Origin of the sequence: Streptomyces sp. NPDC013187, from assembly GCF_042899705.1 — a bacterium.
Classification (GTDB): Bacteria; Actinomycetota; Actinomycetes; order Streptomycetales; family Streptomycetaceae; genus Streptomyces; species Streptomyces hawaiiensis_A.
Genome location: NZ_JBIBAF010000004.1, coordinates 570,447 through 587,759, shown reverse-complemented (window position 1 = coordinate 587,759; position 17,313 = coordinate 570,447). Strand labels below are relative to the sequence as shown.

Annotated in this window: 13 protein-coding genes; 10 read left to right on the top strand and 3 right to left on the bottom strand. The window is 71.2% G+C overall.

Annotated features, from left to right (window positions below):
• Nucleotides 1–72: 72 nt before the first annotated feature.
• Nucleotides 73–837: a hypothetical protein gene (locus ACFY5B_RS11140; RefSeq protein WP_389967678.1), complete on the bottom strand. Its 765-nt coding sequence runs from the start codon at nt 835–837 to the stop codon at nt 73–75.
• A 104-nt stretch (nt 838–941) separates the two neighbouring features.
• Between ACFY5B_RS11140 and ggt the strand changes: the two genes are divergently transcribed.
• The gene (gene ggt, locus ACFY5B_RS11135; RefSeq protein WP_389967676.1) at nt 942–2,750 is read left to right on the top strand and encodes a gamma-glutamyltransferase; all 1,809 of its coding nucleotides are present in this window, start codon (nt 942–944) and stop codon (nt 2,748–2,750) included.
• Between the two features lie 48 nt (nt 2,751–2,798).
• On the opposite strand, the gene ACFY5B_RS11130 is transcribed toward ggt, so the two are convergent.
• Both ACFY5B_RS11130 and map read right to left on the bottom strand, forming a co-directional pair.
• Nucleotides 2,799–5,333 (bottom strand): ATP-dependent Clp protease ATP-binding subunit, encoded by a 2,535-nt coding sequence (locus ACFY5B_RS11130; RefSeq protein ID WP_389967675.1) that lies wholly within the window; start codon nt 5,331–5,333, stop codon nt 2,799–2,801.
• Between the two features lie 186 nt (nt 5,334–5,519).
• A complete protein-coding gene (gene map / locus ACFY5B_RS11125; RefSeq protein WP_389967673.1) occupies nt 5,520–6,287 on the bottom strand; it encodes a type I methionyl aminopeptidase in 768 nt (255 codons plus the stop codon).
• Nucleotides 6,288–6,319: 32 nt separating this feature from the next.
• On the opposite strand from map, the gene ACFY5B_RS11120 reads away from it, so the two are divergent.
• The 9 genes from ACFY5B_RS11120 (at nt 6,320) to ACFY5B_RS11080 (ending at nt 17,305) form a co-directional block, all read left to right on the top strand.
• Nucleotides 6,320–6,571 carry a helix-turn-helix domain-containing protein gene (locus tag ACFY5B_RS11120; protein WP_389967671.1) on the top strand — a complete coding sequence of 84 codons (252 nt, stop codon included), beginning with the start codon at nt 6,320–6,322 and terminating at the stop codon, nt 6,569–6,571.
• 98 nt (nt 6,572–6,669) lie between these two features.
• Nucleotides 6,670–8,196 (top strand): hypothetical protein, encoded by a 1,527-nt coding sequence (locus ACFY5B_RS11115; protein WP_389967669.1) that lies wholly within the window; start codon nt 6,670–6,672, stop codon nt 8,194–8,196.
• Between the two features lie 170 nt (nt 8,197–8,366).
• Nucleotides 8,367–9,209 carry a nitrilase-related carbon-nitrogen hydrolase gene (locus ACFY5B_RS11110; protein WP_389967667.1) on the top strand — a complete coding sequence of 281 codons (843 nt, stop codon included), beginning with the start codon at nt 8,367–8,369 and terminating at the stop codon, nt 9,207–9,209.
• The gene (locus ACFY5B_RS11105) at nt 9,206–10,492 is read left to right on the top strand and encodes an aspartate aminotransferase family protein (protein ID WP_389967665.1); all 1,287 of its coding nucleotides are present in this window, start codon (nt 9,206–9,208) and stop codon (nt 10,490–10,492) included. Before ACFY5B_RS11110 ends, ACFY5B_RS11105 begins: the two co-directional genes overlap by 4 nt.
• Nucleotides 10,493–10,517: 25 nt before the next feature.
• Entirely contained in the window at nt 10,518–12,116 is a 1,599-nt protein-coding gene (locus tag ACFY5B_RS11100; RefSeq protein ID WP_389967664.1) for a PucR family transcriptional regulator, read from the top strand.
• Nucleotides 12,117–12,271: 155 nt separating this feature from the next.
• Nucleotides 12,272–13,114, top strand: a complete 843-nt coding sequence (locus ACFY5B_RS11095; RefSeq protein WP_389967662.1) for a nitrilase-related carbon-nitrogen hydrolase — start codon at nt 12,272–12,274, stop codon at nt 13,112–13,114.
• Nucleotides 13,115–13,208: 94 nt separating this feature from the next.
• Entirely contained in the window at nt 13,209–14,612 is a 1,404-nt protein-coding gene (hydA, locus tag ACFY5B_RS11090; RefSeq protein ID WP_389967661.1) for a dihydropyrimidinase, read from the top strand.
• An 11-nt stretch (nt 14,613–14,623) separates the two neighbouring features.
• Nucleotides 14,624–15,646: a TIGR03842 family LLM class F420-dependent oxidoreductase gene (locus tag ACFY5B_RS11085; protein ID WP_389967659.1), complete on the top strand. Its 1,023-nt coding sequence runs from the start codon at nt 14,624–14,626 to the stop codon at nt 15,644–15,646.
• Nucleotides 15,647–15,784: 138 nt separating this feature from the next.
• Nucleotides 15,785–17,305: an NCS1 family nucleobase:cation symporter-1 gene (locus ACFY5B_RS11080; RefSeq protein WP_389967657.1), complete on the top strand. Its 1,521-nt coding sequence runs from the start codon at nt 15,785–15,787 to the stop codon at nt 17,303–17,305.
• Nucleotides 17,306–17,313: the final 8 nt, after the last annotated feature.

Genomic DNA, 17,313 nt, shown 5'->3' with positions numbered 1-17,313 from the left:
CCGCGACCTCTTACCAGGGGTAACCCGTCGGTAAGTTACGTGCCAGTAACGATTGTTGAGCAGTGGAGGAGTCTAGGAGGCGCGGTGTGTGTTGCGTGGAACCGGCGTCGCCGCGGCGGGCGGTGCGGTCTGCGCCGCACGTGTCACGTCCTCCACCAGTTCGACGACGTCCGGACCGTACGCCTGCGAGTTGATCACCTTGAGCAGCAGGACGAACGAGCCGGTGCCGTACCGGCGGGTCAGCCGCTCGTGGTTGCGGGCGAGGTAGCGGGTGGTGGCCTGGTTGGTGATCGACGTCTGGCCGCAGAAGAGGAAGACGGGACGGGTGTTCCGGCTCCGGTCCGCGGTGAGCCGGGCGAGCAGCGCGTACTCCTCCTTGCCGTGCTCCACGCGGTAGCGCTCGGTCCCGACCTGGAACGCGCCCCGGTCCGGGCCCGGTTCGGAGTCGACGTTCACCCGCACGCCCGGCAGTAGCGAATCCAGATGGGCCGCCATCCGCCGGTTGGACGCGGGCCCGCCCACGCAGAACTCGGTGCGCTCCCCGAAACCCTGGCGTGCGGTGTCGTGCGGAAGTATCTGGGCGTGCGCTTTGCAGTCCTTGATCAGCGCGGCGAGTTCGAGCAGGGCGAACACGTCGTAGCGCATCACCGCGAACTCCGGTCCGGACGCGCCACGGTTCACCACCAGCAGGGACTCGGAGTTGTCCGGGAGCCCGAAGAACTGCTGCTTCCTGCGGAGCCTGCGCTTCCACAGGTAGGTGCGGGCCACCCAGCCGAGCGCGGCACTGATGCCCGCCGCGACCACACCCAGAACGATGTTGCGCACGTCGTCATTCATGGGCGCGCATGCTAGCGGGCCCGACGCACCGGTGTTCGACGCCTGCCTGACGCGACCATGGCGATGAATTAAGCTGCGCGGACGGCCTTTGACTGGAGGTGCGGATGCGTCGCCCTGTGGCACGGAATCTGACGGTCCTGGCGGTTTCGGCCGCCGTGGTGGTGTCGGTGGGAGCGGCGGCGCCGCCATCCTCCCCGCCGGGCACCGGCGGTGGGAAAACCCCGCTGGCCGTCGGCTACGGCGGTGCCGTCTCGAGCGTCGACCCGGACGCCTCCGCCGCCGGGATCGAGGTCCTGAGGAAGGGCGGCAACGCCGTCGACGCCGCCGTCGCCACGGCCGCCGCGCTCGGCGTCACCGAGCCCTACTCCGCCGGCATCGGCGGGGGCGGCTACTTCGTGTACTACGACGCCAAGTCCCGCACCGTACGCACCATCGACGGCCGTGAGACCGCCCCGCTGACCGCCGACAAGAACCTGTTCACCGAGAACGGCAAGCCCCTTGCCTTCGCCGAGGCCGTCAGCAGCGGCCTGAGCGTCGGCACCCCGGGCACGCCCGCCACCTGGCAGACCGCACTCGACCGGTGGGGCAGCAAGCGGCTCGCGAGTGTCCTGAAGCCGGCCGAGCGGCTGGCGCGCGACGGTTTCACCGTCGACGAGACCTTCCGCTCGCAGACGGCGTCCAACGAGACCCGCTTCCGCTACTTCCCGGACACCGCCGAGCTGTTCCTGCCGGGCGGGCAGCTCCCCGTCGTCGGCTCCACCTTCAAGAACCCCGACCTCGCCCGCACGTACGCGGAGTTGGGGCACAAGGGCGTCGACGCGATCTACCGCGGCCGCCTCGGCCGGGACATCGTCGACACCGTCAACAAGCCGCCGGTGGACCCCTCCTCAGGCTGGAACGCCCGGCCCGGCGACCTGTCCGCCAAGGACCTGGCCGCCTACCGCACCAAGGTCCAGGCGCCCACCCGGACCTCCTACCGGGGCCTCGGCGTCTACTCCATGGCGCCGTCCTCCTCCGGAGGCACGACGGTCGGGGAGGCGCTCAACATCCTGGAGCGGACGGATCTGTCGAAGGCGAGCAAGGCGAAGTACCTGCACCGCTTCATCGAGGCGAGCAGGATCGCGTTCGCGGACCGCGGGCGCTGGGTGGGCGACCCCGCCTTCGAGGACGTGCCGACGAAGGAGCTGCTGTCACAGCGGTTCGCCGACTCGCGCGAGTGCCTCATCAAGGACGACGCGGTGCTCACGAGTCCCGTGGCGCCGGGGGACCCGCGCAACCCCGCGCGCTGCGGCTCGGGCGGCAAGGCGGCTCCCACGACGTACGAGGGTGACAGCACCACGCATCTGACGGTGGCCGACAAGTGGGGCAACGTCGTCGCCTACACCCTCACCATCGAGCAGACCGGCGGCAGCGGGATCACCGTCCCCGGGCGGGGCTTCATCCTCAACAACGAGCTGACGGACTTCTCCTTCACCCCGGCGAACCCGGCCGTGCAAGACCCGAACCTGCCGGGACCCGGCAAGCGGCCGCGGTCGTCCATCTCGCCGACCATCGTGCTCGACCGGCACCACCGGCCCGTGGTGGCGCTCGGGTCGCCGGGTGGCGCGACGATCATCACGACCGTGCTGCAGACGCTCACCGGGTTCGTCGACCGGGGGCTGCCGCTGGTCGACGCGATCGCGGCACCCCGGGCGAGTCAGCGCAATGCCGCGCAGACCGAGCTGGAACCCGGGCTGTATGACAACGCCGAGTTGCGCAAGCAGCTCGAGGCGATCGGGCACTCCTTCAAGGTCAACCCCGAGATCGGTGCGGCTACGGGGGTGCAGCGGCTGCCGGGCGGCAAGTGGCTGGCAGCCGCTGAGACCGTGCGGCGGGGTGGGGGGTCGGCGATGGTGGTGCGGGCTGTGCGTTGAGTGCCGTCCGCGGGGGTGTGGGGGCTGAGCGCGCAGTTCCCCGCGCCCCTAACGGGGCGCTGCAGGACTCTGCGTCTGGAACATGAGCTTCCCGTCCTCCACGTCCACCGTCACCCCGCCGCCATCCTCCACCCTGCCGTCCAGCAGCAGACGTGACAGCTCGTTGTCCACCTCGCGCTGGATGGTGCGGCGGAGCGGGCGGGCGCCGTACTCCGGCTGGTAGCCGCGGTCGGCCAGCCATTCCACCGCGCGGTCGGTGAAGGTCACCGTGATGCCCTTGCCCTGTACCAGGGACCGGGTGCGGTCCAGCAGGAGGTTGGTGATCCGGCGCAGCTGCTCCGTGGTCAGCTGGCGGAAGACCACGATCTCGTCGATGCGGTTGAGGAACTCGGGCCGGAAGTGCTCGCGCAGCGGGCGCAGGATCTGCTCGCGCCGGGCCTCCTCGTCCGCGTCGGCGCCGCCCGCCGCGAAGCCCGTCGTGGCGCCCCGGCGGGTGATCGCCTCGGAGCCGAGGTTGCTCGTCATCACGATGACCGTGTTGCTGAAGTCCACCGTGCGGCCCTGGGAGTCGGTCAGCCGCCCGTCGTCGAGGACCTGGAGCAGGATGTTGAAGACGTCCGGGTGGGCCTTCTCCACCTCGTCCAGCAGGAGCAGCGAGTACGGGTGACGGCGCACGACCTCGGTCAGCTGGCCGGCCTCCTCGTGGCCCACGTAGCCGGGCGGGGCGCCGACCAGCCGACTGACGGTGTGACGCTCCTGGTACTCGCTCATGTCGAGCCGGACCATGCGGTCCTCGCTGCCGAAGAGGGCCTCGGCGAGCGCCCGGGCCAGTTCGGTCTTGCCCACACCCGTCGGGCCGAGGAACAGGAAGCTGCCGATGGGGCGGTCGGGGGCCGCGAGCCCGGCGCGTGAGCGCAGCACCGCGTCCGAGACGACCCGCACGGCCTCGTCCTGGCCGACCACCCGCTCGTGCAGGTGCTCCTCCAGCCCCAGCAGTCGGTCCTTCTCCTCCTGGGTGAGGCTGGAGACCGGGATGCCGGTCTGCCGGGACACCACCTCGGCGATCGACTCGGCCCCGACCACCAGGTCCTGGCCCTCGTCGACCTCGCTGTCGCCGCCGGCGTCGGTGATCCGCTGCTTCAGCTCCACGATCCGGTCGCGCAACCGGGTGGCCTGCTCGTACTGCTCATCGGCGACGGCCTGGTCCTTGTCCCGGGTCAGCTGCTCCAGCTCCCGCTCCAGGGCCCGGACGTCCGTGCCCTTGGTCCGGGCCCGCAGCCGCACCCGGGCACCGGCCTGGTCGATGAGGTCGATGGCCTTGTCGGGCAGGCGGCGGTCGGTGAGGTAGCGGTCCGACAGCTCCACGGCCGCGATCAGCGCCTCGTCGGTGTAGCGGACCTGGTGGTGGGCCTCGTAGCGGTCCTGGAGGCCGCGCAGGATCTCGATGGCGTCCGCGGCGGTCGGCTCGGGCACCATGATCGGCTGGAAGCGGCGGGCCAGCGCCGCGTCCTTCTCGATGCGGCGGTACTCCTCCAGCGTGGTGGCGCCCACGATGTGCAGCTCACCCCGGGCGAGGGCCGGCTTGAGGATGTTGCCGGCGTCCATCGAACTGCCGTCGCCGCCACCGGAACCGGCGCCCACGACCGTGTGCAGCTCGTCGATGAAGATGATCAGCTGGTCGGAGTGGGCGCGGATCTCGCCCACGATGTTGTTCATCCGTTCCTCGAAGTCGCCCCGGTAGCGGGTGCCCGCGACCACACCCGTGAGGTCCAGGGCGACCACGCGGCGCCCGATCAGCACGTCGGGCACGTCCGCCTCGGAGATGCGCTGCGCCAGCCCCTCCACGATGGCCGTCTTGCCGACTCCCGCGTCACCGATCAGCACCGGGTTGTTCTTGCCGCGCCGGGAGAGGACCTCGACGGTCTGCTCGATCTCCTGGTCCCGGCCGATGACCGGGTCGATCCGGCCCTGGCGGGCCAGCTCGGTGAGGTCACGGCCGTACTTGTCGAGGGTCGGCGTGTTCGTCGGGCGCGGGCGCTCGGACTGCGGGACCTCCGGCGCCTCGGGCGGTTCGGAGGGGGCGAAGCGGGCCGCGTTGAGGATGTGCCCGGCGGCAGAATCGGGATTCGAGGCCAGGGCGCTGAGCACGTGCTCCGGGCCGATGTAGCCGTAGCCGCGGGCCCGGGCCATGTCGTGCGCGTCCAGCAGGGCCCGCTTGGCGGCCGGGGTGAGGGACAGCGCGGTCGGCGGCGGGGCGTCGTCCGGGGTGTGCTGGGCCGGTCCCGAGCGGTCGTCGATCTGCGACGCCAGCGAGTCGGGATTCGCACCGGCCTTGCTGAGCAGGGTGCGGGTGGGCTCCGTGGCGAGCGCCGCCCGCAGCAGATGCTGGGTGTCGAGGTCCCGGCTGCCGTGCTCGGCGGCGTACTGGGCGGCGCCGCGGACGAGCTCCCGGGCCGGCTGGCTCAGCAGCCGGCCGAGATCGATCTGCCGGGGACCGGGACGCGGTCCGCCGAAGAAGCGTGCGAGGAATTCTCCGAAGGGATCCGAGCCGTAGCCCTCCGGGCTGGTGAAGCCGCTGCTCATGGGCCTTCCGTTCCCGGCGTCCCCGGCGCGCGGGCGGGGGACGCCCTCGCTTGTCGACGTGCCGGGGTCGGGTAACCCGGGTGGCAGCCGGTTACACCTGGGGCGCGCTCGTAGAACACCTTCGCACGATCGTCGACGAAGGGCACCTTCGCGGCATACCAGGATGAACAGGACGCCGGCTGGGGCTCAGCGGGCCGTGAGGATCCTCGGCCCTGCTTCCGTGATCGCCACGGTGTGCTCCGCGTGGGCCGCGCGGGAGCCGTCGTTCGTCCTCAGGGTCCAGCCGTCGGGCGCCGCATGGAAGTCGTCCGTGCCGCCCGCGATGACCATGGGCTCGATCGCCAGCACCATGCCGTGCCGCAGCCGCATGCCGCGCCCCGGGCGGCCCTCGTTCGGCACTCCGGGATCCTCGTGCATCCGGCGGCCGATGCCGTGGCCGCCGAAGCCGTCCGGGATGCCGTAACCGGCGCCCCGGCACACCGTGCCGATCGCGTGGGCGATGTCGCCGATGCGGTTGCCGACGACGGCCGCCTCGATGCCGGCCGCGAGGGCCCGCTCGGCGGTCTCGATCAGGCGGAGGTCCGCCGCGCGCGGGGTACCCACGACGAAGCTGAGCGCGGCGTCGCCGACCCAGCCGCCCAGTTCGGCGCCGAAGTCGATCGAGACGAGGTCGCCGTCGCGCAGGCGGTAGCGGCCCGGGACGCCGTGCACGATCGCGTCGTTGACCGAGACGCAGAGGACGGCGGGGAAGGGGGTCGGTGCGAAGGACGGGCGGTACCCCAGGAAGGGTGAGGTTGCGCCCGCCTCGCGCAGTACGGCGTGCGCCACCTCGTCCAGTTCCAGCAGGGACACGCCCACGGCGGCGGCCTTCCGGGCGGCCGTCAGGGCCCGGGCGACGACCTGGCCCGCCTCGTACATCGCGTCGATAGAAGTGTCTGTCTTCAGCTCCACCATGCCAATTACTATACCGGTATTAGAATGGGGTCATGGTGCGCACCCCTCTCACCCCCGAAGAGCGCGAACGCGGCGAGCGGCTCGGCCGGCTGCTGCGTGAGGCGCGTGGCAGCCGGAGCATGACGGAGATCGCGGCGAGCGCGGGCATCTCCGCGGAGACCCTGCGGAAGATCGAGACCGGGCGGGCCCCGACCCCGGCATTCTTCACGGTGGCCGCGCTGGCCGGGGTCCTCGGGCTGTCCATGGACGACCTGGCCGGACAGTGCACACCGGTGCCCTTCTGAGGCTCTTGCGCCACGCGTGAAAACTCCCCGTAGCACCCCCGTAACACGACTGGTGTTGCCTACGGGCAAAAGTGCTCCGGTCTCACGGGAGTTGAGCGATGGCGGCGGATCAACTCCCAGCTGAAGTCGGGGAGTTCGCGACCTACCTGGACGGTCTGCTGGCACGCCTCGACCCGTCCGGCGGCTGGTGCGCCGTGTTCTGGCGGCGCGACCCCGAGGGCATGCGGGCCTGCCTCGACGGGCGCGAGATGCCGCCCTGGGACGTGGTCGAGGCACTGCTGCAGGACCTCGCCGCTCAGTACGGCCCGGGGGGAGCCGGCCCGGAGACGGACCGCGCCCGCGCCCTGCACGCCACCGCGCTCGCCGCGTACGACACCCTCCCCGGGGGCCGCGACGCGCTCGGCGACCGCCTCGACGTCATGCTCCGCGAGCAGAAGTACGCCGCCGAACGCCAGGCCGCCCTCGCCCGCCGCCTGGCCTCGGCCACGACCCGCGAACAGGCGGACGCCCTGCGCCTGGACCTGGCCTGGGCCCGGGACGACCACGAACGGGCCGGCGCGCGGTGTGCGGAACTCCGGGCCCGGATGGCCTATGTGGACCGGCGTGAGCGGGGGGTGTCCCCGGTGGCGTGGGGTGCTGCCGAGAGGGCGTACGGAAGCGGGGCGGCAACGTCGTCCGCCGGTGATCCGTCCGGCCCCGGGGGGTCCTCGGCCGCGACCGATGCCGCCGGTCGGCACGACACCCGGCATGACATCCGAAGCGACACCCGAAGCGACACCGGGCGCGACACCCGAAGTGACACCGGGCGCGACACCCGGTACGGCGCTGCCACCCCCGAACCCCAGCCCCCTCGGCCCGTGACCGTCCCCAAGCAGCGCAAACGCCGTCGGGGCAGCGCCCGCTTCGCCGGGATGGCGGATGAGGAAGCCGCAGCCGCACCCGTCGTCGTGCCGCCCTCTGCCGTGCCCACCCTGCCCACCCTGCCCGCACCCGCCCCCACGACCACCGGCCGCACCCTCCGCGGCGCGCGCTTCGCCGGGGTCGCGGAGGAGGCGACGGCGGAGCGCCCGGCGCGGGAGGGCGACGCGGTCGGGGCGGACGCCCGCGCCGAGGTCGGAAGGACCGTGGAGGCGCTGGCCCGGCTGCGCAGCGAGGGACGCAGCGGGGAGGCTCACGCACTGCTGGCCGAGCTCGCCTCATGGGAGCCCGGCAGGTTTCCGCTGCTCGCGGAGCGGCTGCACCTCGCCGGGCTCGACGCCGACTGGCAGACGCTGCTGTGGGAGGCCTCCTCGCTGCCCGCCGGACGGCTGGTCGCCGCCGCCGACGCGCTGGTCGAGGCCGGGCGGCCGGGTGACGGCCGGCAGATGCTGCGGCAGGGGGTCGCACGGCCGCCGGTCGAGGTCGGCCGGGCGGTCCTCGGCCTGATCGCCGAGGGGCGTCACCGCGAGGTGCGCGTGCTGCTCGACGCGTATGTCAGGGCCCGCACCCCCGAGGAGGCGGCGCGCAGCGCCGAACCCGAACCGGGGCGCCTCGTGCCGCTCCTGCTGGAGGCGGCCCGGGATGTTTCACAGGAGCGCCACTGGGACCTGGTGCACGCCCTGCGGGTCGCCGGATTCGCCGCCTGACCGGCGACGTCGCCCCCAGGGCGACTCACCCACAGGAGTGCGAATCGCGCAATGCCCCGCGGGTTGGCGACGATGGTCTTGGCAACCCCGTGCCAGAGGCTTACGTTCGTGGCTCTACGGCCCGCTTCTACGGGCGTAGAGGCGCAGACGTCGCGTCGAAGGAGCAGCTCATGGCCAACGTCGTACGTGCCGCCCTGGTCCAGGCCACCTGGACCGGCGACACCGAGTCCATGGTGGCGAAACACGAGGAGCACGCCCGCGAGGCGGCCCGCCGGGGCGCGAAGATCATCGGTTTCCAGGAAGTCTTCAACAGCCCCTACTTCTGTCAGGTCGAGGAGCCGGAGCACTACCGCTGGGCCGAGCCCGTCCCCGACGGGCCGACCGTAGAACGCATGCGGGCGCTCGCGCGCGAGACCGGCATGGTGATCGTCGCGCCGGTGTTCGAGGCGGAGCAGCCCGGCTTCTACTACAACACCGCGGCCGTGATCGACGCCGACGGCACCTACCTCGGCAAATACCGCAAGCACCACATCCCCCAGCTCAAGGGCTTCCGCGAGAAGTTCTACTTCAAGCCCGGGAACCTCGGCTGGCCCGTCTTCGACACCGTGGTCGGCAGGGTCGGCGTGTACATCTGCTACGACCGCCACTTCCCGGAGGGCTGGCGGCAGCTCGGCCTCGCCGGGGCCCAGCTGGTCTACAACCCCTCCGCGACCCACCGGAGCCTGTCGTCCCACCTGTGGCGGCTGGAGCAGCCCGCGGCGGCCGTCGCCAACGGGTACTACATCGCCGCGATCAACCGCGTCGGCCAGGAGGAGTACGGCGACAACGACTTCTACGGCACGAGCTACTTCGTGGACCCGCGCGGGCAGTTCGTCGGGGACGTCGCCAGCGACAGCGAGGAGGAGCTGGTGGTCCGGGACATCGACCTCGACCTCATCGAAGAGGTGCGGCAGACGTGGGCCTTCTACCGCGACCGCCGCCCCGACGCCTACGAAGGGCTGGTGCAGCCGTGACCCACGACCTCCTGGGCCGCCACCGGGCCGTGCTCCCCGACTGGCTCGCCCTCTACTACGAGGAGCCCCTCGAGATCACCCACGGCGAGGGCCGCCACGTCTGGGACGCCCAGGGCAACCGGTACCTCGACTTCTTCGGCGGCATCCTCACCACCATGACGGCGCACGCGCTGCCCGAGGTCACCAAGGCGGTGAGCGAGCAGGCCGGGCGGATCATCCACTCCTCGACCCTCTACCTCAACCGCCCGATGGTGGAACTCGCCGAGCGCATCGCCCAGTTGAGCGGCATCCCGGACGCCCGCGTCTTCTTCACCACCTCCGGGACCGAGGCCAACGACACCGCCCTGCTGCTGGCCACCGCCTACCGGCGCAGCAACACGATCCTGGCCATGCGCAACAGCTACCACGGGCGTTCCTTCAGCGCCGTCGGCATCACCGGCAACAGCGGCTGGTCCCCGACCTCGCTCTCCCCGCTCCAGACGCTGTACGTGCACGGCGGCGTCCGCACCCGCGGCCCGTTCGCCTCCCTCAGCGACGAGGCCTACATCGCCGCCTGCGTCGAGGACCTGAAGGACCTGCTCGGCCACACCCGCCCGCCGGCCGCGCTGATCGCCGAACCCGTCCAGGGCGTCGGCGGCTTCACCGCACCGCCGGACGGGCTCTACGCCGCCTTCCGCGAGGTGCTGCACGAGCGCGGCATCCTGTGGATCGCCGACGAGGTGCAGACCGGCTGGGGCCGCACCGGCGAGCACTTCTGGGGCTGGCAGGCGCACGGCCGCAACGGGCCGCCCGACATCATGACCTTCGCCAAGGGCATCGGCAACGGCATGTCCATCGGCGGGGTCGTCGCCCGCGCCGAGATCATGAACTGCCTGGACTCCAACAGCATCTCCACCTTCGGCGGCACCCAGATCACCATGGCCGCGGGCCTCGCCAACCTCACCTACCTGCTGGAACACGACCTCCAGGGCAACGCCCGGCGCGTCGGCGGACTGCTCATCGAACGGCTGCGGGCCGTCGCCGCGCACGTACCGGCCGTACGCGAGGTACGCGGCCGCGGCCTGATGATCGGCATCGAGATCACGAAACCGGGGACCGACGAGGCCGATCCGCGGACCGCGGCGGCCGTGCTGGAGGCGGCCCGCGAGGGCGGCCTGCTGATCGGCAAGGGGGGCGGGCACAACACCAGTTCGCTGCGCGTCGCCCCGCCGCTGTCCCTCAACGTCGCGGAGGCCGAGGAGGGCGCCGCGATCCTCGAGAACGCTCTGAGGAGCATCCAGTAGCAGTGCACTGAGCAAGGGACTCGCCATGACCATCACCCTGGATTCCCTGGAGCCCGCCCTGTCGGTGCGGCAGGTCCTCACCCTGGAGCGGGTACTCGCCGGGGAACCGGAGGTGGTGGCCGGCGCGGGCCATCTCGACCGGCTCGTGCGCTGGGTGCACGTCGCCGAGGCCGCCGACGTCGGGGTGATGCTCAGCGGCGGCGAGATGGTCCTCACCACCGGCGTGCTGCTCGCCGGCGACGAGGACAAACAGGCCGAGTACGTCCGCTCCCTGCACCGCGCCGAGGCCGCCGCCGTCGTCCTCGGACTCGGCCGCGCCTTCCCCGCGGCGCCGGACGTGATGCGCCGGGCGGCCGAGCGGTGCGGACTGCCGATGGTCGTCCTGCACCGGCCCTTCCCCTTCGCCGAACTGACCGAGGAGGTCCAGTCGCGGCTGGTGCGGCGCAAGTTCGCCGCCGTCAGCCTCTCCGAGGCGGTCCGCACCGAACTCACCGCCCTCATCACCGCCGGCGCCCCCCTGCAACGCCTGCTCGACGAGATCGCCCGGCACAGCGGCTGCCCGGTCGTCGTCACCAACCTCGCCCACCGTGTCCTCGGCACGGCGGGGGAGCGGCCCGCGGTGGACGACGTGCTGCGCGACTGGGAGCGCATCGCCCGGCAGGCGTGGGGGCACCACCCAGGCCGTTCAGGCGCTGGGGGAGGCGTCGAGGGCGACGGCTGGATCCGGGCCGAACTGGGCGGGCGCGGGGAGCGCTGGGGCCGGATCGTGCTGTGCGGCTACCGGGGCGACACCGCCACCGGACGGCTGCTGGCCGACCGCGCCGCCGAGGCCCTCGTCCTGCACCGCATGCTCGCCGGCGGCGCCGCCTGCTCCTGGGAGGAGCAGTCCGCGCAGAGCCTGCTGACCGACCTGGTCAGCGGCGTCGTACCGGCACGGCAACTGCTGCCCCGGGCCCGTGCGGCCGGACTGCCGGTCAACCGGCGCACCTTCGTACCGCTGGTCGTCCGCGACGGTGACCCCTCCCGCCTCGAACGCCTCCTGCGGCTGCTGGGCATGCCCGGGCTGGTCGCCGAACTGGCCGACGGGGCGACCGCCGTGCTGCTCAGCCTGCCCCGGGACCAGGACGCGGGCGCCCTCGCCGCGCACTTCGCGGCCCGGCTGCGGACCGAGACGGGCCCGGACCACACCGTCGTGGCCGCGGCCGAGGCCCGCGCCGCCTGGGACGACGTACCCACCGGACTGCGCGAGGCCCAGCACGTCGCGGACGCCGTGGCCGACTCCTCCGCCGTCCTCGACCTCCCGCCGGTGGTACGCCTGAAGGACGTCCACCTGCGGGGCCTGATCCGGCTGCTGCGCGACGATCCGCACGTGCAGTCCTTCGCGGAACGGGAGCTGGACGGGCTGCTGCGCGAGAGCGACGAGGACCTGCTGTCCGTCCTGCGCACCTACCTCGCCACCGGCCGCAACAAGTCCCGCACCGCTCAGCTCCACCACGTCTCCCGGCCGGCCCTCTACCGCCGCCTGGAGGCGATACAGGTCCGCCTAGGGGTGGACCTCGATGACTTCGAGCAGGCCGCCTCGGTGCACATCGCACTCCTCGCGCACGACGCGCAACAGCAGTGAAACACGCGACCACCTGGGAAAACGGCGGTGAAACATGGGTCCACGAAAGAGTGACACGGTGGCACGCCGCACGCCCTTTGACGTGACACGCTGCAACTCAAAGACGCCCTTCGCCCTCCCTAGGCTCACGGCACACCGAGCTACCGGAGGTCCCGATGAGCCGAGTGATCCGTGCCGCCGTCTTCCAGACCGCCTGGACGGGCGACAAGGAATCGATGATCCAGGTCCACGAGCAGGCGGCCCGCGACGCGGCCGCGCAGGGTGCTCAGGTCCTGTGCTTCCAGGAGCTGTTCTACGGCCCGTACTTCTGCCAGGTCCAGGACCCGGCGTTCTACGAGTACGCCGAGCAGATCCCCGAGGGCCCCATCGTCCGCCGCTTCCAGGCCCTCGCGAAGGAACTGGGCATCGTCCTGGTGCTGCCGATGTACGAGGAGGAGCAACCCGGCGTCCTCTACAACACCGCCGCCGTGATCGACGCGGACGGCTCCTACCTCGGCAAGTACCGCAAGACGCACATCCCCCAGGTCAGGGGCTTCTGGGAGAAGTTCTACTTCCGTCCGGGCAACTCCGGCTGGCCCATTTTCGACACCAAGGCCGGCCGCATCGGCGTCTACATCTGCTACGACCGCCACTTCCCGGAGGGCTGGCGCGCCCTCGGCCTCGCGGGTGCCGAGATCGTCTTCAACCCCTCGGCCACCTCCCGCGGCCTGTCCGGCTACCTCTGGCAGCTGGAGCAGCCTGCGGCGGCCGTGGCCAACGAGTACTTCGTGGGCGCGATCAACCGGGTCGGGGTCGAGGAGTACGGCGACAACGACTTCTACGGCACCTCGTACTTCGTGGACCCGGAGGCCCAGTTCGTCGGCGAGGTGGCGAGCGACAAGGAGCCCGAACTGGTCGTCCGCGACCTGGACTTGGCCAAACTCCGCGAGGTCCGCGACCGCTGGCAGTTCTACCGGGACCGGGCGCCGGGGGCGTACGGGCCACTGACAGCACCCTAGGACGCGCGCAGGGAGACGTCCCTCAGGGGCGCGGGGAACTGCGCGAGCAACCACCTACAACCGGCACGCATCCACTGCGAGGAGCGACCACGACATGAGCAGCCGTACAGTCATCCGCGGCGGCCTCGTCATCACCGCATCCGACGAGATCCACGCCGACGTCCTGATCGAGGACGGCCGAATCGCCGCCCTCGCAACCTCCCACACTCCCGCAGCAGAAGCCTTCACGGCCGACCGCACCATCGACGCCACCGGAAAGTACGTCATCCCCGGCGGCGTCGACGCCCACACCCACATGGAGCTGCCCTTCGGCGGCACCTTCGCCTCCGACACCTTCGAGACCGGCACCCGCGCCGCCGCCTGGGGCGGCACCACGACGATCATCGACTTCGCCGTGCAGAGCGTCGGACACAGCCTGCGCGAGGGACTCGACGCCTGGCACGCCAAAGCCGACGGCAACTGCGCCGTCGACTACGGCTTCCACATGATCGTCTCCGACGTCAACGAGCACACCCTCAAGGAGATGGACCACCTGGTCGAGGAGGGCGTCACCTCCTTCAAGCAGTTCATGGCCTATCCGGGCGTCTTCTACAGCGACGACGGCCAGATCCTGCGCGCCATGCAGCGCTCCGCCGAGAACGGCGGCCTGATCATGATGCACGCCGAGAACGGCATCGCGATCGACGTGCTGGTGGAGCAGGCGCTGGCGCGCGGGGAGACCGACCCCCGCTACCACGGGGAGGTCCGCAAGGCCCTCCTCGAAGCGGAGGCCACCCACCGCGCCATCAAACTCGCGCAGGTGGCCGGCGCACCCCTGTACGTCGTGCACGTCTCGGCGACGGAGGCGGTCGCCGAGCTGGCCCGGGCCCGCGACGAGGGACTGAACGTCTTCGGCGAGACCTGCCCGCAGTACCTGTTCCTGTCCACCGACAACCTCGCCGAGCCGGACTTCGAGGGCGCGAAGTACGTGTGCAGCACCCCGCTCAGGCCGAAGGAACACCAGGCCGCACTGTGGCGGGGCCTGCGCACGAACGACCTCCAGGTCGTCTCCACCGACCACTGCCCCTTCTGCTTCGTGGGCCAGAAGGAGCTCGGCCGGGGCGACTTCTCCAAGATCCCCAACGGCCTGCCGGGTGTGGAGAACCGTATGGACCTCCTCCACCAGGCGGTCGTCGACGGGCACATCTCGCGCCGCCGCTGGATCGAGATCGCCTGCGCGACCCCGGCCCGGATGTTCGGCCTCTACCCGAAGAAGGGCACCATCGCGCCGGGCGCCGACGCCGACGTCGTCATCTACGACCCGCACGCCGAGCAGGTCATGTCCGCCGAGACGCACCACATGAACGTCGACTACTCGGCCTACGAGGGCAAACGCACCACCGGCCGGGTCGAGACGGTGCTTTCGCGCGGCGAACCCGTCATCACCGAGCGGGAGTACACCGGGCGTGCCGGGCACGGCGTGTTCACCCCGCGTTCCACCTGTCAGTACCTCAACTAGGAGTGGCGCAGATGGACTTCGGACTCGTCCTGCAGACCGACCCGCCGGCTTCGCGGGTGATCAGCCTGATGAAACGCGCGGAACGCAACGGCTTCACATACGGCTGGACCTTCGACTCCGCCGTGCTGTGGCAGGAACCGTTCGTGATCTACAGCCAGATCCTCGCCAACACCACGACCCTGAAGGTCGGGCCGATGGTGACCAACCCCGGCACCCGCACCTGGGAGGTCACCGCCTCCACCTTCGCCACCCTCAACGACATGTTCGGCAACCGCACGGTCTGCGGCATCGGCCGCGGTGACTCCGCGATGCGGGTGGCCGGCCGCAAGCCCAACACCCTGGCCCGGATCAGCGAGGCCATGAAGGTCATCCGGGACCTCGGCAGCGGACGGGAGGCCGACCTCGGCGGCGGCACCGTCGTCCACTTCCCGTGGATCAAGCCGGGTGCCGAACTGCCGGTGTGGATGGCCGCGTACGGCCCCAAGGCCCTGAAGATGACCGGCGAGGAGGCGGACGGGTTCATCCTCCAGCTGGCCGACCTCTATCTCACCGAGTACATGGTCAAGGCCGTGAAGGACGCGGCCGTCTCAGCCGGACGGGACCCCGCCGAGGTGACCGTCTGCGTGGCCGCACCGGCGTACGTCACCGAGGACGACTCGCCCGAAGCACTCGCCCACGCCCGCGAGCAGTGCCGCTGGTTCGGCGGCATGGTCGGCAACCACGTCGCCGACCTGGTCTCCAAGTACGGCGAGCACTCGGCCGCCGTCCCCGAGGAACTCACCGACTACATCAAGGCCCGCGAGGGCTACGACTACTCCCACCACGGCCGTGCCGGCAACCCGGACACCCAGTTCGTGCCCGACGAGATCGTCGACCGGTTCTGCCTCATCGGCCCCGTCGAGAAGCACATCGAGAAGCTGGAGGCGCTGCGCGCGCTCGGCGTGGACCAGTTCGCCGTCTACGACATGCACGACGCGCAGGAGGCCGTGATCGAGGCCTACGGATCCCAGGTGATCCCGGCCGTCAACGGCTGACCTCCTCCGCCGCACCACCCCCTGTGAACTCCCCCTTCCCAGCGGCTCGGGAAGGGGGCCCAGGACGCTCCCGAGCGCACCCCCCATCGGCTCACCGCACGGCCTTTCCCGTCCCACCTCCCCTGATTGGCCCGGCCCATGACCGATACCGCTCCCACGGCCCCACCGCCGCCCACCCAAGTCACCCTCACCGACGGCCGGGTGGAGATCGCCCCGGGCGCCCCCGCACCGACCGGCCCCTACGCCAACGAGGACCTGCTGCCGGTCCCGGTCGAGAAGCGCACCTGGACCACCTACAACTTCTCCGCGCTGTGGGTCGGCATGGCCCACAACACCGCCTCCTGGACCCTCGCCTCCGGGCTCATCGCCGTCGGCATGGACTGGAAGCAGGCGGTGCTCACCATCGCCCTGGCCAACGTCATCGTGCTGATACCGATGCTGCTCACCGGCCACGCCGGACCCAAGTACGGCATACCCTTCCCGGTCTTCGCCCGCGCCTCCTTCGGCATCCGCGGCGCCAACCTCCCCGCCGTCGTACGGGCGTTGGTGGCGTGCGGCTGGTTCGGCATCCAGACCTGGATCGGCGGCGAGGCCATCTACTTCCTGGCCGGCAAGCTCATCGGCACCGGCTGGACCGACGCGTCGAAGGTCGGCGGCTACGCCTGGACGATGTGGCTGTCGTTCGCGATCTTCTGGGCGCTCCAGGTCGTCATCATCTACCGGGGCATGGAGACCATCCGCCGCTTCGAGAACTGGGCGGCGCCCTTCGTGCTCGTCGGCGCGTTCGTGATGCTGTGGTGGATGAGCGACAAGGCGGGCGGCTTCGGCCCGCTGTTCGACCAGCCCTCCAAGCTCGGCTGGGGCGCCGACTTCTGGAAGCTGTTCGCCCCCGCCCTCATGGGCATGATCGGCTTCTGGTCCACCCTGTCGCTGAACATCCCCGACTTCACCCGCTACGGCAGGAGCCAGAAGGCACAGACCCGGGGCCAGGCCCTCGGCCTGCCGACCACGATGACCCTCTTCGCGTTCCTGTCCGTCATGGTCACCTCGGGTTCGCAGGCGGTCTACGGCGAGGCGATCTGGGACCCGGTGCAGCTCGCCGCCAAGACCGACAACACGGTGGGCCTGCTCTTCGCGCTGGTCACCGTGCTGGTGGCGACGCTCTCTGTCAACGTGGCGGCCAACCTGGTCTCGCCGGCGTTCGACTTCTCCAACATCGCGCCCCGGCGCATCAGTTTCCGGGCCGGCGCCCTCGCCACCTGCGTCCTCGGTGTGCTGATCTTCCCGTGGAAGCTGTACTCCGACCCGCAGGGCTACATCTTCACCTGGCTCGGCCTGGTCGGCGGCCTGCTCGGCACCGTCGCCGGCATCCTCATCGCCGACTACTGGATCCTGCGCCGCTCCCGGCTCGACCTCGCCGACCTGTACCGGCCCGGCGGCCGCTACTGGTACGAGGGCGGCTGGAACTGGCGGGCCGTCGTCGCCTTCGCGGTCGGCGGTGTCCTCGCCGTGGGCGGCGCGAACTTCAAGCCGCTGATCGACGGCCGTCCCATCCCGGCGCTGGCCGATCTGGCCGACTACGGCTGGGCGGTGGGCCTGGGCACGTCGATGGTCCTGTACCTGGCGCTGATGGCCACGCGGGGCCGCAGCACCGTCTGAGGAAGACC